Source organism: Kitasatospora sp. NPDC001603 (assembly GCF_040298365.1).
Lineage (GTDB): Bacteria > Actinomycetota > Actinomycetes > Streptomycetales > Streptomycetaceae > Kitasatospora.
The window spans coordinates 139,145-164,108 of record NZ_JBEPAA010000009.1; the positions used below are offsets into that span (position 1 = coordinate 139,145).

The 24,964-nt window shown below is 74.3% G+C and carries 21 protein-coding genes; 5 read left to right on the forward strand and 16 right to left on the reverse strand.

Translation table 11 applies throughout. From position 1 onward, the window contains the following. Positions 1–62: 62 nt before the first annotated feature. The gene (locus ABT263_RS09175) at positions 63–1,370 is read right to left on the reverse strand and encodes a glycoside hydrolase family 18 protein (protein ID WP_352289205.1); all 1,308 of its coding nucleotides are present in this window, start codon (positions 1,368–1,370) and stop codon (positions 63–65) included. Positions 1,371–1,555: 185 nt separating this feature from the next. Next, positions 1,556–4,216: an aconitate hydratase AcnA gene (gene acnA / locus ABT263_RS09180; RefSeq protein WP_352289208.1), complete on the reverse strand. Its 2,661-nt coding sequence runs from the start codon at positions 4,214–4,216 to the stop codon at positions 1,556–1,558. 502 nt (positions 4,217–4,718) lie between these two features. Here acnA and ABT263_RS09185 point away from each other — a divergent pair. Continuing rightward, a complete protein-coding gene (locus ABT263_RS09185) occupies positions 4,719–5,372 on the forward strand; it encodes a superoxide dismutase family protein (protein WP_352289211.1) in 654 nt (217 codons plus the stop codon). A gap of 27 nt (positions 5,373–5,399) precedes the next feature. Here the strand turns inward: ABT263_RS09185 and argF are convergent, their stop codons facing one another. The 3 genes from argF to ABT263_RS09200 form a co-directional block, all read right to left on the reverse strand. Continuing rightward, a complete protein-coding gene (gene argF, locus ABT263_RS09190) occupies positions 5,400–6,401 on the reverse strand; it encodes an ornithine carbamoyltransferase (RefSeq protein ID WP_352289214.1) in 1,002 nt (333 codons plus the stop codon). A 341-nt stretch (positions 6,402–6,742) separates the two neighbouring features. Then, on the reverse strand, positions 6,743–9,409 hold the full coding sequence (locus tag ABT263_RS09195) for a polynucleotide kinase-phosphatase (protein ID WP_352289217.1): 2,667 nt from the start codon (positions 9,407–9,409) through the stop codon (positions 6,743–6,745). After that, the gene (locus tag ABT263_RS09200; RefSeq protein ID WP_352289220.1) at positions 9,406–11,061 is read right to left on the reverse strand and encodes a 3' terminal RNA ribose 2'-O-methyltransferase Hen1; all 1,656 of its coding nucleotides are present in this window, start codon (positions 11,059–11,061) and stop codon (positions 9,406–9,408) included. The genes ABT263_RS09195 and ABT263_RS09200 overlap by 4 nt, the downstream gene beginning before the upstream one ends. Positions 11,062–11,319: 258 nt before the next feature. On the opposite strand from ABT263_RS09200, the gene dapD reads away from it, so the two are divergent. Further along, positions 11,320–12,309, forward strand: a complete 990-nt coding sequence (gene dapD / locus ABT263_RS09205; RefSeq protein ID WP_502885776.1) for a 2,3,4,5-tetrahydropyridine-2,6-dicarboxylate N-succinyltransferase — start codon at positions 11,320–11,322, stop codon at positions 12,307–12,309. Positions 12,310–12,904: 595 nt separating this feature from the next. Further along, on the forward strand, positions 12,905–13,153 hold the full coding sequence (locus ABT263_RS09210) for a hypothetical protein (RefSeq protein ID WP_352289226.1): 249 nt from the start codon (positions 12,905–12,907) through the stop codon (positions 13,151–13,153). Here ABT263_RS09210 and ABT263_RS09215 read toward each other — a convergent pair. From ABT263_RS09215 to ABT263_RS09240, 6 genes are all read right to left on the reverse strand, one after another. After that, the gene (locus tag ABT263_RS09215; protein WP_352289229.1) at positions 13,099–13,770 is read right to left on the reverse strand and encodes a DUF6099 family protein; all 672 of its coding nucleotides are present in this window, start codon (positions 13,768–13,770) and stop codon (positions 13,099–13,101) included. The two genes, ABT263_RS09210 and ABT263_RS09215, sit on opposite strands and share 55 nt — an antisense overlap. Positions 13,771–14,121: 351 nt before the next feature. Next, positions 14,122–14,502 carry a nucleotide pyrophosphohydrolase gene (locus ABT263_RS09220; RefSeq protein ID WP_352289232.1) on the reverse strand — a complete coding sequence of 127 codons (381 nt, stop codon included), beginning with the start codon at positions 14,500–14,502 and terminating at the stop codon, positions 14,122–14,124. Next, complete coding sequence (locus ABT263_RS09225; protein ID WP_352289235.1) at positions 14,499–15,830, reverse strand: AAA family ATPase; 1,332 nt, start codon at positions 15,828–15,830, stop codon at positions 14,499–14,501. The genes ABT263_RS09220 and ABT263_RS09225 overlap by 4 nt, the downstream gene beginning before the upstream one ends. Positions 15,831–16,109: 279 nt before the next feature. Further along, positions 16,110–16,940, reverse strand: coding sequence for a putative RNA methyltransferase (locus ABT263_RS09230; protein ID WP_329487662.1), 831 nt, complete (start codon positions 16,938–16,940; stop codon positions 16,110–16,112). Positions 16,941–16,992: 52 nt separating this feature from the next. Further along, positions 16,993–17,853, reverse strand: coding sequence for an ATP-grasp domain-containing protein (locus tag ABT263_RS09235; RefSeq protein WP_352289238.1), 861 nt, complete (start codon positions 17,851–17,853; stop codon positions 16,993–16,995). Beyond that, positions 17,850–18,830, reverse strand: coding sequence for an ATP-grasp domain-containing protein (locus ABT263_RS09240; protein WP_352289241.1), 981 nt, complete (start codon positions 18,828–18,830; stop codon positions 17,850–17,852). The genes ABT263_RS09235 and ABT263_RS09240 overlap by 4 nt, the downstream gene beginning before the upstream one ends. Before the next feature lie 282 nt (positions 18,831–19,112). Here ABT263_RS09240 and ABT263_RS09245 point away from each other — a divergent pair, with 282 nt between their 5' ends. Next, positions 19,113–20,000, forward strand: a complete 888-nt coding sequence (locus tag ABT263_RS09245; protein ID WP_352289244.1) for a GNAT family N-acetyltransferase — start codon at positions 19,113–19,115, stop codon at positions 19,998–20,000. Positions 20,001–20,121: 121 nt separating this feature from the next. On the opposite strand, the gene ABT263_RS09250 is transcribed toward ABT263_RS09245, so the two are convergent. Together ABT263_RS09250 and ABT263_RS09255 are read right to left on the reverse strand one after the other, a co-directional pair. After that, positions 20,122–20,511: a fic family toxin-antitoxin system, toxin component gene (locus tag ABT263_RS09250; protein WP_329487666.1), complete on the reverse strand. Its 390-nt coding sequence runs from the start codon at positions 20,509–20,511 to the stop codon at positions 20,122–20,124. Between the two features lie 29 nt (positions 20,512–20,540). After that, positions 20,541–20,777, reverse strand: coding sequence for a toxin-antitoxin system HicB family antitoxin (locus ABT263_RS09255; protein WP_329487667.1), 237 nt, complete (start codon positions 20,775–20,777; stop codon positions 20,541–20,543). 233 nt (positions 20,778–21,010) lie between these two features. Between ABT263_RS09255 and ABT263_RS09260 the strand changes: the two genes are divergently transcribed. Further along, the gene (locus ABT263_RS09260; RefSeq protein WP_352289247.1) at positions 21,011–21,199 is read left to right on the forward strand and encodes a hypothetical protein; all 189 of its coding nucleotides are present in this window, start codon (positions 21,011–21,013) and stop codon (positions 21,197–21,199) included. A gap of 92 nt (positions 21,200–21,291) precedes the next feature. Here ABT263_RS09260 and ssuE read toward each other — a convergent pair whose 3' ends face one another. The 3 genes from ssuE to ABT263_RS09275 all read right to left on the reverse strand — a co-directional run bounded on the left by ssuE (position 21,292) and on the right by ABT263_RS09275 (position 24,846). Then, positions 21,292–21,882, reverse strand: coding sequence for an NADPH-dependent FMN reductase (gene ssuE, locus ABT263_RS09265; protein ID WP_352289250.1), 591 nt, complete (start codon positions 21,880–21,882; stop codon positions 21,292–21,294). A 215-nt stretch (positions 21,883–22,097) separates the two neighbouring features. Continuing rightward, the gene (locus ABT263_RS09270; RefSeq protein ID WP_352289253.1) at positions 22,098–23,828 is read right to left on the reverse strand and encodes an FAD-binding oxidoreductase; all 1,731 of its coding nucleotides are present in this window, start codon (positions 23,826–23,828) and stop codon (positions 22,098–22,100) included. 169 nt (positions 23,829–23,997) lie between these two features. Beyond that, the gene (locus ABT263_RS09275; protein WP_352289256.1) at positions 23,998–24,846 is read right to left on the reverse strand and encodes an LLM class flavin-dependent oxidoreductase; all 849 of its coding nucleotides are present in this window, start codon (positions 24,844–24,846) and stop codon (positions 23,998–24,000) included. Positions 24,847–24,964: the final 118 nt, after the last annotated feature.

Below are 24,964 nucleotides of genomic sequence, written 5' to 3' on the forward strand. Positions count from 1 at the left end.
GCCGGCCGTGCAGGGGTCCCGCGTCGGAGGCCGGCCGTGCAGGGGTCCCGCGTCGGGAGCGGTCAGCCGCGCTGGAGGCCGCGGTCCAGGGCGGCGAGCGCGCTGCCGTCGGCGTCGTCGCCGTCCAGCGACCAGACCATCACCCCGGCCAGGTCGTTCCACCGGGTGTAGCGGGCCTTCTGGGTGAGCACCTCGGCGTTGTCGTAGCTGTAGAAGTTGGTGCCGTCGTACTTCCAGGACGCGCCGTGGTCACGGTCGGTGTAGACCTTGCCGGGCAGCCGGGAGACCTCGTTGTAGGTGAAGTCGGCGGTGGCCGCGGTGGCCGGCTGGTACAGGCCGCCCTGCTTTCCGGCCGCCACCCCGGTCCAGCCGTGGGCGTAGAACGGCACGCCGAGCACGGTCTTGGAGCCCGGCAGGCCGTGCTGGGTGTAGTAGTCGACCGCCTTGTCCGCACTGCGCTGCAGCGGCGACGGGTCCTTGGGGTCGGAGTACAGGTTGGCGTGGTGGGCGGCCGGGCCGGTGCCCTCCCACGGGCCGTGCAGGTCGTAGGTCATCAGGTTGAGCCAGTCCATCGAGCGCGAGAGCGCCGGCAGGTCCAGCCGGGCGGCGACGGTCTCGTTGGCGGCCACCGCGGCGGTCAGCAGGTAGTGCGGCCCCCTGCGGCCGCTGAGCTGGTCCAGCTGGCGACGGAACTCCTGCACCAGCAGGGTGAAGTTGCGGCCGTCCTCGGGGCGCACCACGTTGCCGGCGTCACCGCCGCCGCCCGGGTACTCCCAGTCGAGGTCGATGCCGTCGAAGACGCCGGCCGCGACGCCCTTGCCGCCCTCGGCGGTGCCGAGCTGGGGCAGGTTGCCCTTGATGTACAGGTCGACGCAGGAGGAGACGAACTTCCGGCGGGACTCCTCGGTGGCGGCGGCGTCCGAGAAGTACTTGGACCAGCTCCACCCGCCGAGCGAGATCACCGTCTTGAGCTGCGGATTCTCGGCCTTGAGCTTGCGCAGCTGGTTGAAGTGGCCCTTGAGCTTCTGGCCCGGGCGGTCGGCGACGCCGTCCACCGAGTCGGCAGCGGAGAACGGGCGCTGGTAGTCGTTCAGGGCGTCGCCCTGGCCGGCCTCGTTGGACTCGAAGCAGGTGCCCTCGGCGGAGACGTTGCCGAAGGCGTAGTTGATGACGGTGAGCTTCTCGGCCTGACCGGACTCCTGCACCCGCTTCGCGGAGCTGTCGGCGCCCCACTGGGTGAAGTAGCCGACCCGCTGCCCCTTCAGCTTCGGGCCGTGGTCACGGTCGTGGGCCTGGGCCGTGGGGGCCGCGAGGGCGGCGGCCACCGTGGCGGCGGCGATGAGGGCGGCGGTGCGACTGATCATGCGCATGGGAGAAGACCTGCGGCTTTCTCTGATTCAGCGTCAAATGGTCTGGACCAAGCTGAAACAGAGGTTTAGTCCATTCGGGCCGGACATACAAGGGGCCGGACCGCGTTGACGCGATCCGGCCTCTTGACTGCCTCTTTACCGGCGGAGCCGTTCTTCCCCGCTCAGCCCCGCCGCCCGTGCGGTGCTCAGCCGATCAGGCTGCGCAGCACGTACTGCAGGATGCCGCCGTTGCGGTAGTAGTCCGCCTCGCCGGGGGTGTCGATGCGCACGACCGCGTCGAACTCCTTGCTGCTCCCGTCCGCGCCGACGGCCGTGACCTTGACGGTGGCCGGGGTGCGGCCCTCGTTGAGCTCGGTCACACCGGTGAAGGAGAAGGTCTCCTCGCCGGTCAGACCGAGGGACTCGGCGTTCTGGCCCTCCGGGAACTGCAGCGGCAGGACGCCCATGCCGATCAGGTTGGAGCGGTGGATGCGCTCGTAGGACTCGGCGATGACGGCCTTCACGCCCAGCAGCGCGGTGCCCTTGGCGGCCCAGTCGCGGGACGAGCCCGAGCCGTACTCCTTGCCGGCCAGGACGACCAGCGGGATGCCGGCGGCCTGGTAGTTCTGCGAGGCGTCGTAGATGAACGACACCGGCGCGTCGGCCTGGGTGAAGTCGCGGGTGTAGCCGCCCTCGGTGCCCGGCGCGATCTGGTTGCGCAGGCGGATGTTGGCGAAGGTGCCGCGGATCATCACCTCGTGGTTGCCGCGGCGCGAGCCGTACGAGTTGAAGTCGCGCTTCTCCACACCGTTGGCGGTCAGGTACTGCGCCGCCGGGGTGCCCGGCTTGATGTTGCCGGCCGGGGAGATGTGGTCGGTGGTGACCGAGTCGCCCAGCTTGGCCAGGACGCGGGCGCCGGCGATGTCGGTCACCGGGCTCGGGGTCTTGGCCATGCCCTCGAAGTACGGGGGCTTGCGGACGTAGGTGGACTCGGCGTCCCACTCGAAGGTGTTGCCGGTCGGGACCGGGAGCGACTGCCAGCGGTGGTCACCGGCGAAGACGTCCTGGTAGCCCTTGTCGAACATGGCCTCGTCGATGGAGCCGGCGACGGTGTCGGCGACCTCCTGCTCCGACGGCCAGATGTCGGCGAGGAAGACGTCGTTGCCGTCGGCGTCCTGGCCCAGCGCGTCGCGGGTGATGTCGACGTTCATGTTGCCCGCGAGGGCGTAGGCGACCACCAGCGGCGGGGAGGCCAGGTAGTTCATCTTGACGTCGGGGTTGATCCGGCCCTCGAAGTTGCGGTTGCCGGAGAGCACCGAGACGACGGCCAGGTCGGACTCGTTGACCGCGGCCGAGACCTCCTCGGGCAGCGGGCCCGAGTTGCCGATGCAGGTGACGCAGCCGTAGCCGACCAGGTTGAAGCCCAGCTTCTCCATGTACGGGAGCAGGCCGGCCTTCTCGTAGTAGTCCATGACGACCTTGGACCCGGGGGCCAGGGTGGTCTTGACCCACGGCTTGACCGTCAGGCCACGCTCCACGGCCTTCTTCGCCAGCAGGGCGGCGCCCAGCATGACGGAGGGGTTGGAGGTGTTGGTGCAGGAGGTGATCGAGGCGATCACGACCGCGCCGTTGTCGATCTCGTAGCTCGAACCGTCGGGGGCGGTCACCGCGGTCGGCTTCGAGGCCTCGGCCGAGTAGGTCGGCAGCGCCTCGGCGAACTTGTCGGCGGCCTCGGCCAGGATCACGCGGTCCTGCGGGCGCTTCGGGCCGGAGATCGACGGGACGACGGTGGAGACGTCCAGCTCCAGGTACTCGGAGTAGACCGGCTCGACCGACGGGTCGTGCCAGAGGCCCTGCTCCTTGGCGTACGCCTCGACCAGCGCGAGCTGCTGCTCGCTGCGGCCGGTGAGCTTGAGGTAGTTGATGGTCTCGGCGTCGATCGGGAAGATCGCGCAGGTCGAGCCGAACTCCGGCGACATGTTGCCGATGGTGGCGCGGTTGGCCAGCGGGATCGCGGTGACGCCCTCGCCGTAGAACTCGACGAACTTGCCGACCACACCGTGCTTGCGCAGCATCTCGGTGATGGTGAGCACCAGGTCGGTGGCGGTGGTGCCGGCCGGCAGCTGGCCGTTGAGCTTGAAGCCGACCACGCGCGGGATCAGCATGGAGACCGGCTGGCCGAGCATCGCGGCCTCGGCCTCGATGCCGCCGACGCCCCAGCCCAGCACGCCCAGGCCGTTGACCATGGTGGTGTGCGAGTCGGTGCCGACGCAGGTGTCGGGGTAGGCCTGGCCGCCCCGGACCATGATGGTGCGGGCCAGGTGCTCGATGTTCACCTGGTGGACGATGCCGGTGCCGGGCGGGACGACCTTGAACTCGTCGAACGCGGTCTGGCCCCAGCGCAGGAACTGGTAGCGCTCCTTGTTGCGGCCGTACTCGATCTCGACGTTCTGGACGAAGGCGTCCGGGGTGCCGAACTTGTCGGCGATGACGGAGTGGTCGATGACCAGCTCGGCCGGGGCCAGCGGGTTGATCTTGGCCGGGTCGCCGCCCAGCTCCTTGACGGCCTCACGCATGGTGGCGAGGTCGACCACGCACGGCACGCCGGTGAAGTCCTGCATGATCACTCGGGCCGGAGTGAACTGGATCTCCTGGCTCGGCTGGGCGTCGGCGTCCCAGTTGCCGAGCGCGCGGATGTGGTCGGCGGTGATGTTCGCGCCGTCCTCCGTGCGGAGCAGGTTCTCCAGCAGCACCTTGAGGCTGTAGGGCAGCCGCTCGGAACCCTCGACGGCGGAGAGCTTGAAGATCTCGTACGACTCGTCGCCCACCTGCAGCGAGCTGCGGGCGTCGAAGCTGTTCGCGGACACGACTGACTCCTTCTAGGTGCTTCGTGCGGTATCCGGCCGCCACGGTGGTAAGGTCAGCCTTACTTAGGCTGACCTTGCCCGCACCGCCGGTGAGCGCCTCTCGGCAAGTATCTTGATGTCGAGATATAGAGTAATGGGCAGTTATCTCGATGTCGAGATAAACCATAGTGCATGGCGGCGCGTCCGCCACGTCGGCACCACCTCCACGCTGCCCGCGCCCGGCACATCTCTTCCGAACCCCTCGTGACGCGGCCCCCAAGGCCGGGTGTCCAGCGGTGTTCGCGGGGCGGGGACCGGGGCTCCGGCGAGGCGGCGGCGGCGCGGGGACCGGGGTGGGGACCGGGGTGGGGACCGGGGTGGGGACCGGGCGCAGGCGGGGCGGCCGAGCCGGTGTGGGCGGCCCGGGAAGACCGGGCGCGTGCCGGGGGTGTCCGTTCGGTGGCGACCGCCGTTGAGCACGGCGTCCGCCGTACCGCTCGCCCGCTCCCCGGAAGGCCCGCCGATGCCCAGTCCGATCGCCGCCGCCCTGCTCCCGCTCGCCCTGCTGGCGCCCGCCGCCACCGCCGCGACCGCTCCCCCCGCCCGGGCCGCCCAGGCCGCGCCGGCGTCCCCGCTCTCCGAGGGGTCCGGCGGCGCCGGGACCTCCGGTGAAGCCGCTGACGCCGGTGACGCCGGGGCCCGGATGGTCTCGGTGGTCGAGGCGGCCTTCGACCCGGCGTCCGCCTTCGTCCCGCCGACCGCGATCAGCCACGCCGCCGACCTGGTGCCGTACGGCTCGCACGTCCGCGTGGTGGTGGACCGCTCGGTGCCGGGGCAGACCCTGCTGACCATGACGGTGTCCGGGCTCGCTCCGGACCACGAGTTCCCGGCGCACCTGCACACCGGTTCCTGCGGGGCCGACCCGGCCGCCTCCGGCCCGCACTACCAGCACGCGGTGGACCCGGTGCAGCCGTCCACCGACCCCGCCTACGCCAACGACCGCAACGAGCTGCGGCTGACGCTGCGCACCGACGGCCGGGGCGCCGGCTCGGCGGCCGGCTCGGTGGCCTGGCACCCCCGGCCGGGCGAGGCCCGCTCGCTGGTCCTGCACGCGGGCACCCCGGCCGGACCGCACGCCGCGGGCGACCGGGCCGCCTGCGTCAAGCTGAAGCTCTGACCGCCGCCAGGGGCCGTCCGGCGATCCCTATGACCCGAGGGTGGCGACCAGGACGGCCTTGATGGTGTGCAGGCGGTTCTCCGCCTGGTCGAAGACGATGGAGTGGTCCGACTCGAACAGCTCGTCGGTGCACTCCAGCTCGGCCATCCCGGTCAGCTCGTGCAGCTGCCGCGCGACCACGGTGCCCAGGTCGTGGAAGGCGGGCAGGCAGTGCAGGAACTTCACGGCCGGGTTGCCGGTGGCCCGGACGGTGTCCATCGACACCTGGTAGGGCCTGAGCAGCTCGATCCGCTCGGCCCAGACCTCCTTGGGCTCGCCCATCGAGACCCAGACGTCGGTGTAGAGGAAGTCGGCGCCGGCCACCCCGGCGGCGACGTCCTCGGTGAGGGTGATCCGGGCGCCGGTCGACCCGGCGAGCACCTCGGCCGCCTTGCGGACGTCCTCGGCGGGCCAGAGCGCCCGGGGCGCGACGATCCGGACGTCCATGCCGAGCAGCGCGCCGGTGACCAGCAGCGAGTTGCCCATGTTGGAGCGGGCGTCGCCGAGGTAGGCGAGGGCCACCTCGGGCAGCGGCTTGGCGGTGTGCTCCTGGATGGTCAGCACGTCGGCGAGCAGCTGGGTGGGGTGCCACTCGTCGGTCAGGCCGTTCCAGACCGGGACGCCCGCGTGGGCGGCCAGCTCCTCGACGACCTCCTGGCCGTGGCCCCGGTACTCGATGCCGTCGAACATCCGGCCGAGCACCCGTGCGGTGTCCTTGATCGACTCCTTGTGGCCGATCTGCGAGCCGGACGGGTCCAGGTACGTGGTGGTGGCGCCCTGGTCGTGGGCGGCGACCTCGAAGGCGCAGCGCGTCCGGGTGGAGGTCTTCTCGAAGATCAGCGCGATGTTCTTGCCCCGCAGTCGGGGCTGCTCGGTGCCCGCGTACTTCGCCGCCTTGAGCTGAGCGGCGAGGTCCACCAGGAAACGGAACTCCTGGGGAGTGAAGTCGAGCTCCTTGAGGAAGTGCCTGTTCCGGAGGTTGAAGGCCATGCCGGGCTCCTGGGGTGACGTGGACGAACGGCGAAGCGGCAATTGTATACGACGCTTGGAATTTGTATGCAAAGCCTTCGCGGCAGTCCGTCCAGCCGGGGCTTGGGCACCCCCGGCCGCTCGGGCGAACCGGGCGAACCGGGGCGCGGCCGGGCCCGCCGAGACGGGCGACGGTACCGGGCGCGGGGCGGGCCGGACTCCGCGGGGTGCTCGCGGGGCGGGCCGGACTCCGCGGGGTGCCCGCGGGGCCCGGTCCGCCCCGGTGGCGCGGCGCCCGGACGAGGCCCGCCGGCGGGGGCCGGGCGCGGCGGGCGGCGCAGGCCGGCCCCCGCGGTCCCGCCCTACAGCCGGGGGTCGACCGGCTCGGACTCCAGCGCGAGGACGGCGAACACCGGCTCGTGCACCCGCCAGAGCGGCTCGCCCGCCGCGAGCCGGTCCAGCGCCTCCAGGCCCAGCGCGTACTCGCGCAGCGCCAGCGAGCGCTTGTGCCCGAGGAAGCGCTGCCGCAGCTGGTCCAGGTACTGGGTGTAGTCGGGCCCGTAGATGATCCGCAGGTACTCGCGGCCGCGGACCTTGACCCCGGGCTGGACCAGCCCGCCCGGGCGGCCCTCCCCGGCCCTGCCCCGGGCCGGCGAGACCAGCGGCTTGACCACCATGCCCTCGCCGCCCGCCCCGGTGAGCTCCTCCCACCAGGCGACGGCCGCGGCGACGGACGCCTCGTCACCGGTGTCCACCAGCAGCCGGGCCGTCCGGTGCAGGACCGGGGCGTCCGGCTCGGCCGCGCGGTCGGCGTCGACCAGGCCGTCGATCCAGGCGAGGTGCTCGTCGTGCGGGCGCACCGCGAGGTTCGCCCCCTCGGCGGCCAGCACCTGGAACGGCGCCAGCCGGATGCCGGACAGGCCCTCGGTCGGCCAGCAGTACCGCCGGTACGCCTCGGTGAAGGCCCGCGCGTCGGCGGCGCGCTGCCGCTGGCGGGCCGTCAGCGCGGAGAGGTCGAGCCCGCGGCCAGCCGCCTGGTCCAGCGCGGTGAGCACCTGCGGCAGCGCCGCGCGCGCCGCCGCGCCGACCGCCGCGTACTGGCGGCGCAGCAACTCGGTGGCCTTGAAGGACCACGGCATCAGCTCGGTGTCCAGCAACAGCCAGCCGGTGGCCAGCCGGTCGAAGAGCCCGGAACTCTCGGCCGCGGCCCGCAGCCGGCCCAGGACGGCGGCGGTCAGGCCGTCGTCGCCGAGGAACGCCCTGCCGGTCCGGGTCCAGATCGCCCCCGGGCCGGCCAGCCCGAACCGCTTCTCCAGCGCGGTGTCGTCCCGGGCCACCAGCACGACCGCGCGGGAGCCCATGTGCTTCTCCTCGCAGATCACCTGCCGGACGCCGTCCTCGCGGTAGGCGAGGAAGGCCTCCTCCGGGTGTTCGAGGTAGCCGGGGCGGCGCGAGGTCGCGCTCGGGGCCATGGTCGGCGGCAGGTAGGCGAGCAGCCGGGGGTCGATCGCGAAGCGGCTCATCACCTCCAGCGCGGCCGCCGCGTTCTCCTCCCGGACGGCGATCCGGCCGTGCAGCGCGGTCTCGACCACCCGGCGGCCGGCCACGTCCGCGAGGTCCAGCGGACGGCCCTCGCGCGAGCCGGGCGCGTCCGTGATCATCGGCCGGACCGGCGCGTACCACTCCTGCTCCGCCTCGACGCTCACCAGCTCGCGCTCCGGGTAGCGCAGCGCGGTCAGGCTGCCGCCGAAGACGCAGCCGGTGTCCAGGCAGATGGTGTTGTTGAGGAAGCTCGCCACCGGCACCGGCGTGTGGCCGTAGACCACCAGGGCCCTGCCCCGGTACTCCTCCGCCCACGGGTAGCGCACCGGCAGGCCGTACTCGTCGGCCTCGCCGGTGGTGTCCCCGTAGAGCGCGTGCGAGCGCACCCGGCCGGAGGCCCGGCCGTGGTACTTCTCCGGCAGGCCGGCGTGGCAGACCACCAGGGCGCCGCCGTCCAGCAGGTAGTGGCTGACCAGGCCGCGCATGAACGCCCGGACCTCGGCGCGGAACTCCTCCGACTCCCCCGCCAGCTGGTCCAGCGACTCCTGGAGGCCGTGCGAGACGGTGACCTTCTTGCCGTCCATGGCCCGGCCGAGCTTGTTCTCGTGGTTGCCCGGGACGCAGACCGCGTGCCCGGCCGCGACCATGCCCATCACCAGGCGCAGCACGCCCGGCGTGTCCGGGCCGCGGTCGACGAGGTCGCCGACGAAGACGGCGGTGCGGCCCTCGGGGTGGACGGCGTCCACCGCGCGGCCGGCGTCGTCCCGCGCGAGGGCGTAGCCGAGGCGGGTGAGCAGCGTCTCCAGCTCGGAGCGGCAGCCGTGGATGTCCCCGACGACGTCGAACGGACCGGTGAGGTGGCGCAGGTCGTTGAAGCGCTTCTCGGGCACGATCTCGGCGGCCTCGACCTCGGCCTCGCCGCGCAGGACGTGCACCTTGCGGAAGCCCTCGCGCTCCAGGCCCCGCATCGAACGGCGCAGTTCGCGGTGCTGGCGCGGGACCACGTGCGCGGGCAGCTGGCGGTCCGGGCGGGAGCGGTTGCGCTCGGCGCAGACGCCCGGGGGGACGTCCAGCACGATCGCGATCGGCAGCACGTCGTGGTCGCGGGCGATCCGGATCAGCTGCTTGCGGGCCTCCGACTGGACGTTGGTGGCGTCCACGACGGTCAGCCGGCCGGCCGCGAGGCGCTTGCCGACGATGTAGTGCAGCACGTCGAAGGCCTCGGCGGAGGCGGACTGGTCGTTCTCGTCGTCGGCCACCAGGCCGCGGCAGAAGTCGGAGGAGATCACCTGGGTGGGCAGGAAGTGCTTGCGGGCGAAGCTGGACTTGCCCGCGCCGCTGGTGCCGATCAGGACGACGAGGGAGACGTCGGTGACCGGGAGGCGGCGCGCCCCGGCGGTGCGGGTGCCGGAGGTGCCGGGGGTCTCCGCGGTGGTGGGCGCGGGCCCGGTGGGGCTCGGGGACTGTGCGGCGTCGTCGGTCGTCATCGGGGCTCGCCCCCTTCGGGCGTCGTGCGGACGGGTGCGGTGGTGCCGGCGGCGGCAGTGGAGCCGCCGGCGGCCGCCGGGTCGGGGGAGACGGGGGAGCCGGCTGTTGGGGCCGTGGGCTCGACCGGGGTGCCGACGCGGAACAGCGCGAGCTGGGTCGGCGGCCCCACCTCGGGGTCCTCCGGCCCGACCGGGCGGATCACGACGGTGTAGCCGTACGTCCGCGCCACCCGCTCGGCCCAGGCACGGAACTGCGCGCGGTCCCACTCGAAGCGGTGGTCGGCGTGCCGGACGTGGCCGGCCGGCAGACTCTCCCAGCGGACGTTGTACTCGGCGTTCGGCGTGGTGACGACGACCGCCGACGGGCGGGCCGCCCCGAGCACCGCGTACTCCAGGGCGGGCAGCCGGGGCACGTCCAGGTGCTCGATCACCTCGCAGAGCACGGCCGCGTCGAAGCCCTTCAGCCGCGCGTCCGTGTACGTCAGCGCGCCCTGGACCAGCTTGACCCGGGCCGCCTGACGCTCCGGCATCCGCTCCAGCCGCAGCTTGCGGGCCGCCGCGGACAGCGCCCGGGCGGACACGTCGACCCCGAGCACCTCGGTGATCCGGGCGTCCTTGAGCAGGGCGCCGATCAGCTCGCCCTGCCCGCAGCCGAGGTCGGCCACCCGGGCCGCCCCGACCTCGCGCAGGGCGGCCAGGATCGCCGTCCGGCGCTGCTCGGCGAGCGGGGGCTGCTTCGGCGCGGCCCCCGGCGCCGCCTCCTCGGCGGGCTCGGCGGGCTCGGCGCCTGCGGGGTGCGCGGCGCCGGGCTCGGAGCCGTCGGTGTCGTCCACCGCGTTGTCGATCTCCTCGACCTCGCGGTCGTCGGCCTCGGCGAGCCGGGCCAGCTCCAGGCGTTCCATCGCGGTCCGGGTGAGCGACCAGCGCCGGGAGAGGTACCGACGGGTGATCAGGGCCCGCTCCGGGTGGTCGGCCAGCCAGCCCTCGCCGGCGGCGAGCAGCTTGTCGACCTCGTCCGGGGCGACCCAGTAGTGCTTGGCACCGTCGAGCACCGGCAGCAGGACGTAGAGCTGCTGGAGCGCGTCCGCGAGGCGGACGGTCGCGCAGGACAGCTCGACCCGCACGTAGCGCGACTCGCCCCACTCGGGGAACTCCTCGTCCAGCGGGATCGCCACCGCCTCGACCTGCCAGCCCAGCGGCTCGAAGAGCCGGGCCACCATGGCCGGGCCGCCGCCCTCGCCCGAACCGTTGGCGGGCACGGCGGGCAGCGCGATCCGCAGCGGGCGGGGACGCTCGGCCAGCCCGGGGCGGGCCTCGCAGACACCCTTCATCGCCGACCGGAACACCGTCCGCAGGGCCACCGCGAGCAGCGAGGACGCGGCGTAGGGGCGGTCGTTGACGTACTGCGCGAGCGCGAAGTCCGGCGAGCCGCCCCGCCCCTTGCCCCGGCCGCGGCGGACCAGTGCGATCGGGTCGATGTCGAGCAGCAGCGCGGCCGTGCAGAGCTCGTCGCCCGCCTCCGGGTAGAAGACGTGGGCCTCGCCGTGCGACGTCCCGAACCGCTGGACCTTGCCGGGGTGTTTGTGCAGCAGGAAGCCGAGGTCGGTGGCCGGGCTCTCGGCAGTACCGGTGGTGGAGATCGACATGAACACCGGCCCGAGTATTGCCCAGCTCCCGCCCGCCGAGCACCGGGTTTTGCGCGCCGGGCACCGGGTTCCGCGCGCCCGGGCGTGGCGTGGTCTCCCGGGGAGGCCCCGCGACGGCCCGCCGGGGACCTCGCGCACGGCGCTTCCGGGCCCCTCCGCGACGGCTCCGGACCCTGCCGTGCCGCCGCCCGGAGCGGCCTGCGGCCCCGTCCGCACGGTGAGCGTGTTCGGCACCGACGGCCCGCATTCGTTAACGTGCACGATGTGACTGCTGAATCCACCTCCCTCGCAAGCGGCGCCGTCGCCGCCGGTCTGGCCACCATCGCCGCCGACGGCACCGTCCTCGACACCTGGTACCCCGCCCCCGCCCTGGCCGCCGAGCCCGGCCCGGCCGGCACCGTCCGCCTGACCGCCGAGCAGGCCGAGACCGAGCTGGGCGCCGGCGCCGCCGAGGCGCTGCGCGCCGACGCGCGCCGCGGCGTCGAGGTGGTCGCCGTGCGCACCACGATCGCCTCGCTCGACGAGAAGCCGATCGACGCGCACGACGCCTACCTGCGCCTGCACCTGCTGAGCCACCGTCTGGTGAAGCCGCACGGCCAGAGCCTGGACGGCCTGTTCGGGCTGCTCGCCAACGTGGCCTGGACCAGCATCGGCCCGGTGCAGGTGGAGAAGGTCGAGCAGGCCCGGCTGGCGGTCCGCGCCCAGGGCGGCCAGCTCGCCGTGTACGGGATCGACAAGTTCCCGCGGATGACCGACTACGTCGCCCCCTCCGGTGTGCGGATCGCGCACGCGGACCGTGTCCGGCTCGGCGCGCACCTGGCCGCCGGCACCACCGTGATGCACGAGGGCTTCGTCAACTTCAACGCCGGCACCCTGGGCACCTCCATGGTCGAGGGCCGGATCAGCGCGGGCGTCGTGGTCGGCGACCACAGCGACATCGGCGGCGGCTCCTCGATCATGGGCACCCTGTCCGGCGGCGGCAAGCAGGTCGTCTCGGTCGGCGAGCGCTGCCTGCTCGGCGCCAACGCCGGTATCGGCATCTCGCTGGGCAACGACTGCGTGGTCGAGGCCGGTCTGTACGTCACCGCCGGCACCCGGGTGACCACCCCGGACGGCAAGGTGGCGAAGGCGGTGGAGCTGTCCGGCCAGGACAACCTCCTCTTCCGTCGCAACTCGCAGACCGGTGCGGTCGAGGTCATCGCCCGCGCCGGCTCCTGGGGCGGTCTGAACGCCGAGCTGCACGCGCACAACTGATCGCCTCCTTCGAGGTCTCGGGCCCCGGCGCCGCTTCGGCGGCGCCGGGGCTTCGGCTTTCCGGGGCGGTTGCCCGGGGTGGCGTCTGCCCGTCTTCGGGGGCCCACCCCCACCCCTCCCACCGCTCCCCTCCCGAGGCGCTGGTCGTCCGGGCCGGTGACAGCCCGGACGACGAGTCGGACGGTCGCCGGGTCCGGGCACGGGCACGGCCGTGCCGACACCGGCCGCACTGGCCGCACCGGCCCCACTCGGCCCAGCCACGTGCCCGCGTGCCCGCCTGCCCGCGTGCCCGCCTGGCCGCCTGCCCGCCTGCCCGCCTGCCCGCCTGCCCGCCTGCCCGCCTGCCCGCCTGCCCGCCTGCCCGGTGCCTAGCCGAGGCGGCTCGCCGGCGGCAACCCGGGCTCACCCGGGAGGCTTACCGTCGACGGGAGTTGGACCGCATCGGGTGGTGCCCGGTGACCCGGCCGCGCGGAGATTCGTTGGTTGCTGCGGCGGGGCGTCGGAACCGTCGGCGAGGCGGCGGGCCACCCCGCGCCACCGGCCGGCCCGCCGCCGCCCGCCTGACGCCGCACCACCGATCCGAAGAGGCCCCCTCATGTCCGAACCCTGGTCCGAGGCACCTGCCGCGCCACAGTCCCCGAGCGACCCGGCCGGGTCGGCCGCCGCACGGCCGACCGGCGCCGCCACCCCGAAGAGCCTGCTGGAGCAGATGCAGGAGCTGCTCGCCTCGGTCACCGCGGACCTCGCCGACCTGCAGTCGTCGGGCGCCCGGCGCACCTCCCCGAGCGGCTACCCCACCGGCACGGACACCTCCGGCGCACCGGCCGGGCCCGGCACCCGGTAGTCCGGCCGCGGAGCCTCCTGTCCCGGCTCGCCGTCACCCGGCGGGCCGAGCCGGAGCACCAGTAACGGCGACCCCTGTCCGGCCGCCGGGAGCGGGACCGGCGGTGGACCGACCTCGTCGCCCGTCGTCTCCCGATCGCCCTCGGCCCGTCGGACGGCCTCCCGCAGCCGGCCCACCACCTCCTTGCAGTCGGCGCCGGCGTCGACCCCGTCGATGCACGTCCAGTAGAGGCTCTCGGTGTCGGCCCCGCAGGCCAGCACCACCAGCGTCTCGCCGACCTCCTGGAGCAGCCCGAGCAGCTCCTCCAGGGCCGGGCCGATCTCACCGAGCCCGGTCAGCCGCCCGGCACGGCCGCCGATGCCCAGGCCCAGCAGGGCGGACGAGTCGCCCGCGGACTGGTCCAGGCAGCCGGCCGCGTGCGCACCCGCCTCGGCCAGCTGCTGACCGAGGCCCGCCAGCCCGAGGTCGTCCGGTCCGGGATCCTCCAGCTCCGCCAGCCGGGCACCCACCGCCTCGGTGAGCAGCGCGGCCTGCCGCGCCTCCAGCAGCACGTCGGACACGTTCCTGGCCTCGGCCAGGGCGTGCCGGGCCGTCTTGATCAGTCGCAGCGCCTCCATCGGCCGCCACCCCTTCCACCCGTTCTCGCCGTGCCCGCCCGGTCGTACGGCCCGTAGGACCCGTACGACCGGTGGACACCTGGTCACGGCGAAAGCGTGCGCCGGCGAAGGGATCGGCGCAGCCACCTGCTCGGAACCTGTGGACAACCCCGGGGCTGTGGACAACTCTTGTCCCTCCCAGGGGTTGTTCGCCCACGCCCGGTTGACGCCGACCGCAGCACGGGGCGAGGCCGGGGCCCGGCCGACGGTTCCGCCCACAGCCGGAACCCGACGGTCCCGCCCACGACCCGCCTACGACCCGGCCACGGCCCGGCCCGGCCACGACGGTCCGCCCCCGGCCCGACCCGACCCTCAGTGCGCGGACCCCGCCCCCGGTCCCGTCCCGGACCCCGGCGCCGGGAAGCGCAGCTCATTGCGCTCGATCTTGGCCGCCAGGGCGGTCAGCGGGTCCACGCCCACCACCGTGCAGAACTGCAGCAGGTACGCGAGGACGTCGGCGACCTCGTCCCGCACCCGGTGCGCCGCGTCCGGCTCGGACATCACCGAGGCGGCCTGCTCGGGGGTGAGCCACTGGAAGATCTCCAGCAGCTCGCCGGCCTCCACGGTCAGCGCCGCGGCCAGGTTCTTCGGCGTGTGGAAGGGCTCCCAGCTGCGCGCCGCGGCGAACTCCGTCAGCCGCTGTCGCAGGCCCTCCAGGGTGGGGCCGGCGGGTTCCGTCTCTCGTTCGCTCACCCGTCCAGGTCTACCGCATCCCGGGTCGCGGCCGCCCGTCGCGGTGGCCCGACCACCCCCGGCGCTCCCGGAACCGGCCCCGCCGCCTCCCCGCGCGCGGCCTGGGCCGGTACCCGCGCGGTCTCCGCGCGCAGCACGGTGTGCCCGGAGCCGGGGTCGCGCCGGCACTCCACCAGGGCGACTCCGGGCGGCAGTTCGCCCGGCCCGCCGAACGCCTCCCGCACCGCGGCCGGTTCCTGGAGCGCGGCCAGCACCCGCAGCTGGTTGCGGCCGGCCATCTCCCGGGCGAGCCGCAGCAACGAGGCCGCCTGCTCGGTGCCGAGCCCCGCCCCGAGGTCCTCGGCGAGCACGGTGAGCTGCCGGTGCGCCCAGGGCACCTCGGTGGCCACGTCGAGGTCGAGCACCCCGGCGCCGGTGAGCAGCACGGCGGCGAACGCGAGGTGGCGCAGCATGCCGTCGGAGGCCTGGTCGGCGCCGGTGCGGCCGAGGACGCCCTCGTCGAAGACGGCGAGGACCCGTTCGTCGGCCCCGGCGCCGCGGTGGGCGAGGTCGATCCCGAGCAGCGGGTGCGGGGCGGCGGACTGGACGACGCGCAGCAGCTGGCCGTACCGGCGGGCGCATTCGTTGCTGAGCCGGGCGATCACGGCGGAGATGTTGGCGGCGCTGCCGAGCAGGCGGGCCTGCGGGTCGGGGCGGGCCCAGTCGCGCATCAGCCCGGGCACGGGGTGGACGGGGAAGACCTCGCGCAGGGCGGTGAGCACCTGTTCGGTGGCGGCCAGCACCGTCCGTTCGCCGGGCGAGGACCCGGCGACCCGCAGCGGGATCTGGGCGGTGATCAGGGTGGTGTTCGGGAAGGGGGCGTGGATGTCGCCCTGCCGGGTGTCGTTGTGCCAGCCGACGTTGACGCGGTGGCGGCGGAGGTCCTGCTCACCGGTCTCGACGAGGGTCCGGCCGTCGAGGGTGAGCTGCTCGCGGGCGATCCGGACCGGGCCGTCGGTGCGGATGACCAGCTCCAGCCGGATCTGCCCCTGGTCCGAGCGGACGGTGCAGCCCAGGATGACGGCGTCGCGGCCGTGCGGGACGCAGCCGTCGAGGCCGCCGCGGATGGCCGTGCCGAGGGGGCCGCCGCGGCCGGGCAGGCCGTCGAGGGAGTCGCCGATCTCCTCGCCGAGGGCGAGCCGGGAGAGGACGGCGAGGGCGTCGAGGGCGTTGGACTTGCCGACGCCGGCGGGCCCGTACAGCACGGTGAGGGGCGCGAGCGGCAGGACCGCGCGCCGGTAGGACTTGAACGAGGTGAGCCGGATCTCCTCGACGGTGGGGCGCTGCACGGGCGGCGGGCCTGGGTCCGGGGTCCGCTGATGGGGGTGGGCCGGCGCTGCGGGCCGGGTGGCGTCGCGGTTCACCCGTCGGACGTTAGCCCCCGCTCGGGTGGCAGAAACGTGCCTGCCCGGCAGATTCATCCCAATGAGGCACCTTCATCCCAACGAGGCCCGGCAGCCCGACCAGGGGCTATGCCGTGTACCGGCCCGGGACTACGGCCCCCACACCGCCGAGGACCCCCGGCTCCCCCCGGCTCCCCGGCACCCCCGGCTCCCCGCCCCACCCGCTCAGCGCCGGTAGGCGGCGACCGTCACGGAGGCGGTGACCTCGACCGGGTCCGGCAGGTCGGCGAGCCGGGCGGCCAGCCGCTCCCGGTCGGTGTGCCAGGCGCTCGGCCCCATGCCGACGACCGTGCGGACGTCGGCGGCGGACAGCCGCAGCCCGAACTCGACCTCCTGGCGCCCGGCCGGTGTCAGATGGGGGCCGAGCTTCTCGTCGATCCGGCGCTGCTTCTCCTCGTCGACCGAGAGCAGCCCGAGCGCGCCGACGAGTTCGCGCAGGTGGCGCGGCGTCGGCGAGACCAGCAGCAGGGTGGCGCCGGGGCGCAGCACACGACGGATCTCGGGGCCGTTGCGCGGCGCGAAGACATTGAGGACGAGCCCGGCGGCGCCGTCCAGCAGCGGCAGCGGCCGCCAGGCGTCGCAGACCACGGCGCCGATCCGGGGGTGGGCCCTGGCGGCCCGGCGCAGCGCGTACTTGGAGATGTCGAGGGCGGCGCCGGGCCGGTCGGGCAGGGCGTCCAGGACGTGGGCGAGGTAGTGGCCGGTGCCGGCGCCGAGGTCGGCGACCAGGCCGTCCGGCGCGACGGCGGCGGCGGCTTCGGCGAGTGCGTCGGCGATCGGGCGGTAGTGGCCGGCGGCGAGGAAGTCGCTGCGGGCGGCGACCATGTCGGCGGTGTCACCGGTGCCGGTGTGCGCGTCACCGGCGAGCAGGCTGACGTAGCCCTGCTTGGCGACGTCGAAACTGTGCCCGGTCGGGCAGCGCAGCGCGCGTCCGTCGGGGGTGAGGGCCTGCGCGCAGTGCGGGCAGGCCAGGTAGGGCTGGATGTCCTGCAGCAACGTCCGTCTTCTCTCGCCGTCCGGTCGTGCGGTCCGGCCGGAGGGCTCAAGCCTAACGACCGGCGGTGTCCCGCCGCGCATCCCGTGGTGCCGGGACGCGGTGGCCGCCGCCCCGCCGGGCCACCCGCAGGGCGAGGGCGGCGAGGGCCTCGGGGGCGCCGGCCTGGCCGCGGATGCCGGGGAAGGCGTTGATGTCGACGATGACCGGCTCGGCGGGGCCGTCGAGCAGGTCGACGCCGTAGACGTCGAGGCCGAACACCTCGCCGACCCGGCGGGCCAGCCCGGCGCGGTCGGCGGGCAGCTCGCGGGGGCCGAACGCCCCGCCGTCGGCGGGTTCGCCGGCGGGTTCGGCGAGTTCGGAGCGCCGGCGGGCGCAGAACACCTGCCCGTCGACGACCCAGAGCTTCTGGTCCCAGCCGGTGCCGGCGAGGTAGGGCTGGGCCACCACGGGCTCGTCGGGCCACTCCTCGGCGAGGGCGCGCAGCCGGGCGGCGTCGTCGACCCGGGCGACCAGGTCGCCCCGGCGGCTGTGCCGGCTCTTGATCACCAACGGGTAGTCGGGATCGGGCAGTTCGGTGAGGGCGGCGGCGGTGCGGGTGGCGGCGAACGGCAGGCCGGACCGCCGGGCGAGGTCGGCCATGGCCGTGCGGTCCTGGCAGAACGCCGTCGCGGCGGCCGAGTTGACGACGGGGGCGCCGCGCTCCTCCAGATGGCGAGCGAGCGCCAGGGCCTGCGGGGTGCGGGCCTTGAGCAGGTACACGTCGGCGAGCGGGCCGGGGCCGAGGAGTTCGGCGGGCGGGAGGTCGTCGCGGTTGGCGTCGAGGCTCTCGACCCGGTGGTCGGGGGCCAGCAGCGCGGCGGTGGCGGCGAGCAGCGGGTGACCGGGGTCGGGGGTGAGCAGGCCGATCCTCACAGCGTTCCGCCCACCGCGCCGTTGACGAGGTCGGCGCGTCCGAGGCCGTCGAACGGGCCCGCGCCGCCCACGGCCACGGCCGCGCCCTGGACGGGCAGCCGGACCGGCTCGGCGACCGGCCCGGACGGCTCCTGCGCGAGCGCGGGCGCCGGGGCGGAGACGGCCGTGCCGGTGCGGGCCAGCCGCAGCACGGCGCGGGAGACCCGGGCGACCGCGTCCGGCACCTGGCGGAAGCTGGGGAAGTCGTTGATGTCGACGACCACCGGTCCGTCCGGGCCGAGCAGCACGTCGACGCCGTAGAGGTCGAGGCCGAACACCTCCCCGACCTGCGCGGCGATCCGCGCGACGTCGCCGCCGAGCGGCACCTGCCGCTCGCGCACCCCCTGGCCGGGGTGGAGCGGGGAGCAGCGCTCGGTCGCGTAGAGCTCGCCGTCGACGCAGTACACCTTGAGGTCGGTGCCGGAGTTGGGCACGTACGGCTGGGCGATCAGCAGGCCCTCGCCGGCCAGCTCGGGGCCGAGTTCGACCAGGTGCTCGGGGGTGGGGACGAGCCGCACGGCCCGACCGGAGCTGCCGTCGGCGGGCTTGACCACCAACGGGTACTCGGCGGCCGGGATCTCGGCCAGCCACTCCCAGCGGGCGGCGGCGTAGGTCACCGGGACCGGCAGGCCCCGGGTGCGCGCGATCACGGCGGCGAGCGCCTTGTCCCGGACGCCGCGGATGGAACGGACGTCGTTCACGGTGGTGAGGCCGACGGCGGCGGCCGCCTCCAGGAGGGTCAGGCCGGGTCCGCCGGAGACGGTCTTGAGCACCCAGGCGTCATGGCTGCCGGCCCGCACCGCCTCGGAGATCGCCATCAGCGAGTTCCCGGGCCGCAGCACGTCCACCCGGTGGCCCCAGGCGGTGAGTTGACGCACCACGTCGAGCGGCATGCCGTCGTGCCGGTAGTGCTCCTCGACCAGAAAGCAGAGCCTCATGAGCCTGTCATCCCCCTCGCCTCTCCCCGTGCCGACGCCCGCCGTCCGGTCCGGCGGAGCTGTAAAGGCCCCAGGATGCCACGCGGCCCGCACACAAGATCGCCCGGCCTGTAAGCATTCGGCAACAATCGGTCCGATATGCCCGGCCCCGGAGTGGGCGGCAGCGGCCCGGGAAACCCGGCCGTCCGCACACGGACCGGCCCTCCGCGCGCCGACCCCCCGCACGGCGGGCCGACCGCAAATCGCTGGCAGGAACCCGACCGGCCTGCTTGGATGCACCGCGTGACTTCTGCCGCCGCTCTTGATCCCGCCCTCCGCCCCCTCCTCGACGAGATCGAGCGCTACTACGACGCCGTACCGCGCAGCGCCGCCCGCGTCGAGGACTTCGGGCCGCTGAGCCTGTTCGTCCGCGAGGGCGAGGGCTGGCCGTACTACGCCCGCCCGGCGCTCGGCCACACCGGCCCGGCGGTCACCGCCGAGGACGTCCTGCGCGTGCTGGCCCGCCAGCGCGAGCTGGGCGCGCCGCAGGCCTTCGAGTGGGTGGCCGAGCACGATCCGCGGCTGCGCGCGGCGGTCGAGGAGGCCGGGCTGACGGTGCACGAGCACCCGCTGCTGGTGCTGGGCCCGGACCAGGAGCCCACCCTGCCGGAGACCGCGCCGCCCGCGGGAGTGTCGGTGCGGGTGCTGGCCGCCGAGGACCCGGACCTCGCGAGCGCGGTGGCCGTCCCGCACCTCGCGTTCGGCGAGCCGGGCACCGCCACCGGCCTGGCCGGTCCCGACGAACTGGCGGCAGCCGCGAAGCAGTTGGCCTCCGACGGCACGGTCGAGCGGATCGCCGAACGGATCGCCGCCGGCCGTACCGTGCTCGCCGCGGCCGTCCAGGACGGTACGGCGCTCTGCGCCGGCCAGCACAACCCGGTCGGCCCGGTCACCGAGGTGGCCGGCGTCGGCACCCTGCCGACGGCCCGCCGGCGCGGCCTCGGCCTGGCGGTCACGGCGGCGCTGGTCGCGCACGCGCGGGCGAACGGCGTGCGGACGGTCTTCCTGTCCGCCGCCGACGAGGACGTCGCGCGGATCTACCGCCGGGCGGGCTTCCGCCCGTTCGCGACGGCCCTGATCGCCGAGCCCGCCACGACCGAACCCGCCACGACCGAGCCCGCCACGGCCTAGCCGACGGCGAGCGGTGGGCCCGCCGGCACCGGCGGGCCCACCCGGCCGAGCCCCGACCCGCCGGCGCCCCGGCCGGGCCGGCACCAGGCCCAGGCCCAGGCCCAGGCCCAGGCACCCGCGCCTACTCCTCGTCCTCGTTGTCCTCGCCGCTGACGTCCTCGCCCTCGGCCTCGTCCACCACCCAGGCGGCCAGCCGCTCGGCGACGCCGGACACCCCGAGCCGCCCCTCCCGGATGGCCCGGGCGAGGCTGCGCACCTCACGGGCGGTGGTCGCCACGGTGCACCCGCTGGCCACCAGGTAGGCGTAGGCGACGGCGGTGGCGAACAGTTCGTTGGTCTTCTCCAGGGCCGGCACCCGGATGAGCTGGTGCATCAGGGCGGCGGCGCGGTCCTGCGGTTCGGGGTAGACGGCGATGTCGAAGATCTCGGCCTGGTGGCGGGTGACCGCCGCGAGCAGCGATCCGTAGTCGGTGACCTGCGGGTCACCGGGTGTGTACTGCTCGGCTGTCATGAGCAGCCATGAGAGGTCGACCTCCAGGTTCAACGGCGCACGTCCTGGAGGTCTCCGTGCTCGCCGAACTCGGCGAGGAAGGCCGTCTCGTACTCCTTCATGAACTGCGCGGCGGCGTCGACGAACGCCCGCCCGGCCTCGCCCATGTCCTGCTGGACCAGGCGCTCGATGTACTGGTTCATGCTGATCCCCTGCTGCTCCGCCCGCTCCCGGGCCATCTCCGCGGTGGTGGCGTCCACCCGGACGTTCAGCTGCTTCTTACCCATGAAATTCAAGCTAGCGCTGAAGTGCTAGCACAACAAGGGCGCACACGCCCGGGCCGCGCGCCCCGGCGGCGCCCGCCGCCCGCCTGCCGGCGGACCGACCCGCCGGCACGTACGCCAGGAAAACGCCACCCCGGGCGACGCGGCGGGCGGGACTTGAAGAGTTCTTCACCTTCGTAGACTCTGAACTGCCCCGCGCATTCCCCGGAGCGGCACCGACCTTTTGGAGGCCGGCAATGACAGCGATGTTCGACCAGGAGCTGCGCGAGCAGCTCGCCCGGGCCCGCGAGGAACTCGCGGCAGCCCGGACCGACCAGGACGCCGACGGCGTCCAGGCCTACGAGGGCCGGATCGCCGGACTGCTGCGGCTCGCCGCCCAGCACGGGATCACCCTTGCGCACACCGCCGACGAGGCCCAGGGCTAGGGGGTCTGCGCAACGTCGCGGACCCGGCGGGACTTTGCGCACCCCCCCAGGACGGCGACGGCGGTCCCCGGAGGCTCCGGGGACCGCCGTCGTCATCTCCGCGCCAGGGCGCCCGGCCCGGACCGCCCGGCCGCGGGCAGTCCACCGGGCACGTCCGGCGGCAGCGCGGCCAGGAAGTCCGCCACCGCCTGCTCCAGCCGGGGAGCGGCCTCCGGCGCCAGCCGCGGCGGCCCGCCGTCCCGCGGCTCGACCGCCGCGTCGAGGACGAACGCGCCGCGGACGACGTACCGCGCGCCGAGCGCCGTCAGCACCGGGCGCAGCGCGTAGTCGGGGGCCAGCGCGTGGGCGAGGCTCCCGCCGGTCATCACCGGCAGCACCGTCTTGCCCGCCAGCCCGGACCGGGGCAGTGCGTCCAGGAAGGCCTTCAGCAGACCGCTGTAGGCCGCGTTGTAGACGGGCGACGCCACCACGAGCCCGTCCGCGGCGGCCACCGCGGCCAGGGCGTCGCGCAGCACGGCGCTGTCGGCCCGCCCGGCGAGCAGCTCCGCCGCCGGCAGGTCGCGGACCCGGACGTGCCCGGTCCGGAAGCCGGCCTCGGCCAGGAGCTGGACCAGGTGGGCCGTCAGCGCGGCGGTGCGCGAGCCGGCCGAGGGGCTGGCGGATATCGCGAGCAGGGAGGTCATCGGAAGGCTCCTTCGAGGGTCACGGCGGCAGCGGGGCACGGCGGCGGGCAGTCCGGCCGCGGAGCGGGCCCCACCGGGCACCCGTCCGGGCCCCGCCGAGCACCCGCCGGGCCACCCGTCCGGGCATCCGTCCGGGCATCCGTCCGGGCATCCGTCCGGGACGCGATCCGAGCCGCCACCGGGGCCGCCTTTCGAGCCGCCGCCCGGGCCGCCGCTCAGGCCGTGGGCAGCTCGACGGACTGGCCGTGCCGGAACACGTCGAGCGGGTCCCACGCCGCCTTGATCCGCTGCAGGCGCGGGTAGTTCCCCTTGTAGTAGAGGTCGTGCCAGGGCACCCCCGAGGTGTTGAGGCCCGGGTCGTTGAGGTCGATGTCGGGGTAGTTCACGTAGCAGCCGTCGGTGACCCCGTTCGGCACCGGCACCCCGCCGGTGTCGGCGTAGACCGCGCGGTAGCAGTCGCGTGCCCAGCCGATGTTGCGGTCGTCGTCGGCCGGGTCGTTCCAGAACACCTGCCAGAGCATCTTGAAGGCCGCGTCCCGGTGCGGCGCCGCGGTCGCCGCCGGGTGGACCGCGTTGATCCGGCCGCCGTAGGAGGTCAGCTGCACGCTGATGTTCGGGTTGGTCACGTCCTCGCGGGTGAGGTGCGCGTGGAGCGCGTCGAGCTGGCCCTCGGGGAAGCCGGCGCGCATGAAGGAGGACTTGTACTCGGCGCGCAGCGTCGGGTCGTTGAGCACCCCGTTGGTGGTGCCGAGCATCCGGACCGCCTGGAGCCAGGGCAGTCGGCGCGGGGCCGCGAACTGGGGCATCGCGGGCATTTCGCCCATGTGCCGGGTCAGCGCGCCGCGCTCCACGGTGACGCCCTCGCCGATCCGCTCCAGGTAGCCGGCGAGCAGCCGCTCGGCGCCCCGCGCCGAGGCGTCCACCAGGACGAGCATGCCGATCTGGCCGGCGCTGCGGTGGTTGAGCACCAGCTGGCTGATCAGCGCCCGCGCCGGGTCGTCGGGCCCCAGGTGGGCCACGTGCCAGTCGGCGTAGTTGCGGACCAGGCGGACGAACTCGTCCCGGCTCAGCTCGTCCCACGGCCAGCTGACGGCGCTGACCAGGAGCTCCTCGGGCGGCTTCGGCAGCAGGGCGCGCGGGTCCCGCCCGGTGGCGCCCGGCGAACGGAACCAGTAGCGGGTGACGACGCCGAAGTTGCCGCCTCCGCCGCCCGTGTGGGCCCACCAGAGGTCGTGGTTCGGGTCGTCCGGGTCGCGGGTGCCGATCACCGCGCGGGCCCGGCCGGCCGCGTCGACCACGACCACCTCGACCGCGTACAGGTGGTCGACGACCAGGCCGTGCAGCCGGCAGAGCGGACCCCACGCGCCGCCGCTGACGTGGCCGCCCATGGCGACGGAGTAGCAGAACCCGGCGGGGACGACGACGCCCCACTCCGGGTAGAGGGTCTGGTAGGTGCGCAGGTTGGTGGCGCCCGACTCGACGGCTATCGCGTTGAGCCGGGGGTCGTAGCCCACCGCGTGCATGCCGGACATGTCCAGGATGATCCGGACCTCCGGGTTGTGGACGAAGTCCTCGTAGCAGTGCCCGCTGGAGCGCACGGCGAGCCGCTTGCCCCGGTCGACCGCCTCCTGGACGACGGCGACGACCTCCTCGGTGGTGCTCACCAGCCGGACCGAGTCGGGCGCCGCGACGTAGCGCTGGTTGAGGCCGCTGACCAGGTCCTCGTACTGGCGGTCGGCCTTGGTCACGGTGATCCCGCCGCGGCCCCGCAGGGGCTCCGCCACCGTCCCGCCGCCGACAGCCACGCCACCGACGGCCACGCCACCGCCGTCCGCCGGACCGCCGTCGTGCAGAGCATTCCCGTGGTCCGAAGCACCCCCGTTGCCCAGAGCACCCCCGTTGTCCGAAGCCCCCGTGGTGGCCGTGCCGGCCACGTCTTCGATCATCTCTGTCACACCTTCTCTTCACGCGAATCCCGGGCGAACCGCCCGTCTGCGACGAACTGCCGAATTCCTGTGATCCCCCGTACGGCATTCGCGTACCGGCCGGGCCCTCCCGGCCGATACGCGGGACAGGATCGCGTCGTGAAATCCCCCGTGGTGTGCGATGTTTCCGTCAGCTGTCGCGCAGCGGCGGAATCACCTCACGGGCGACTCTTTCGAATTCCTCCCGATGGGCCTCCCCCGGCCAGTCCAGGACGAAATCCGCGACACCGGCCCCGGTGAAGCGCTCGAAGATCTCCTCGTAGCCGTGCCGCCCCCTTCTCGGGTCCCAGGGCCCGAAGATCGTGTACCCGCGCCGGACGGCCGCGGGGTCGCGGCCGGCCTCGGCGGCGAGCCGGTCCAGCCGGCGGTTCTGCTCGGCGGTGATGCCGAGCACCTCCTGGGCGCTCGCGCCCGGCGGGCCGTGGGTGTTCCAGGCGTCGGCGCACGCGGCGGCCACCCGGATCAGCGTCGGCGACTGGCCGCCGACGATCAGCGGCAGCCGCGGCGACTGCAGCGAACCGGGTACGGTCACCACGTCCTTGACCCACAGCTGGGCCCCCTGGTGGCTGAACATCCCGCCGCGCAGCACCCCGTCGACGATCGCCAGGTAGTCCGCGAGGCGCTCGGCGCGCTCCTTGGGCGACCACGGGACCTGCCCCACGCTGTGGTGGTCCCAGGGGAACAGCCCGGCCCCGACGCCCAGGTCGAACCGGCCGCCGGAGAGGTGGTCGAGGGCGATCGCCTGCTTGGCCAGCTGGGCCGGCGGGCGCAGGATCTGGTTGGCCACCATGGTGCCGATCCGGATTCGCCGGGTGGTGACGGCCGCCATGGCCAGCACTGACCAGCTGTCGAACCAGAGGCCGCTCGGATTGCGCAGGTCCGCGCTGTGATCGGGTACGAACACCTGGTCGAAACCGAGTTCCTCCAGCCAGCCCAGCCGCTGCGCGAGCACCGGAAAGGGCTGGTCCGGATAGAGCATGACGCCGAATCGGTGGGCGGGCGATCGGGAATGGTCCAATTGTTCGGTCGTGCGTGTTCCGGTCATGTCGGGCACTCTCCTTCCGGTGTCGGAGCCTACTGAGCCGCGGTCACCCGAA

Excerpts from the sequence above, each read along its gene's own strand:
- ABT263_RS09175 (WP_352289205.1), bottom strand. The coding sequence starts at position 1,370 with ATGCGCATGATCAGTCGCACCGCCGCCCTCATCGCCGCCGCCACGGTG.
- ABT263_RS09185 (WP_352289211.1), top strand. The coding sequence starts at position 4,719 with ATGCCCAGTCCGATCGCCGCCGCCCTGCTCCCGCTCGCCCTGCTGGCG.
- argF (WP_352289214.1), bottom strand. The coding sequence starts at position 6,401 with ATGGCCTTCAACCTCCGGAACAGGCACTTCCTCAAGGAGCTCGACTTC.
- ABT263_RS09195 (WP_352289217.1), bottom strand. The coding sequence starts at position 9,409 with ATGACGACCGACGACGCCGCACAGTCCCCGAGCCCCACCGGGCCCGCG.
- ABT263_RS09210 (WP_352289226.1), top strand. The coding sequence starts at position 12,905 with ATGTCCGAACCCTGGTCCGAGGCACCTGCCGCGCCACAGTCCCCGAGC.
- ABT263_RS09215 (WP_352289229.1), bottom strand. The coding sequence starts at position 13,770 with ATGGAGGCGCTGCGACTGATCAAGACGGCCCGGCACGCCCTGGCCGAG.
- ABT263_RS09240 (WP_352289241.1), bottom strand. The coding sequence starts at position 18,830 with ATGAGGCTCTGCTTTCTGGTCGAGGAGCACTACCGGCACGACGGCATG.
- ABT263_RS09250 (WP_329487666.1), bottom strand. The coding sequence starts at position 20,511 with ATGACAGCCGAGCAGTACACACCCGGTGACCCGCAGGTCACCGACTAC.
- ABT263_RS09255 (WP_329487667.1), bottom strand. The coding sequence starts at position 20,777 with ATGGGTAAGAAGCAGCTGAACGTCCGGGTGGACGCCACCACCGCGGAG.
- ABT263_RS09260 (WP_352289247.1), top strand. The coding sequence starts at position 21,011 with ATGACAGCGATGTTCGACCAGGAGCTGCGCGAGCAGCTCGCCCGGGCC.
- ssuE (WP_352289250.1), bottom strand. The coding sequence starts at position 21,882 with ATGACCTCCCTGCTCGCGATATCCGCCAGCCCCTCGGCCGGCTCGCGC.
- ABT263_RS09270 (WP_352289253.1), bottom strand. The coding sequence starts at position 23,828 with ATGATCGAAGACGTGGCCGGCACGGCCACCACGGGGGCTTCGGACAAC.
- ABT263_RS09275 (WP_352289256.1), bottom strand. The coding sequence starts at position 24,846 with ATGCTCTATCCGGACCAGCCCTTTCCGGTGCTCGCGCAGCGGCTGGGC.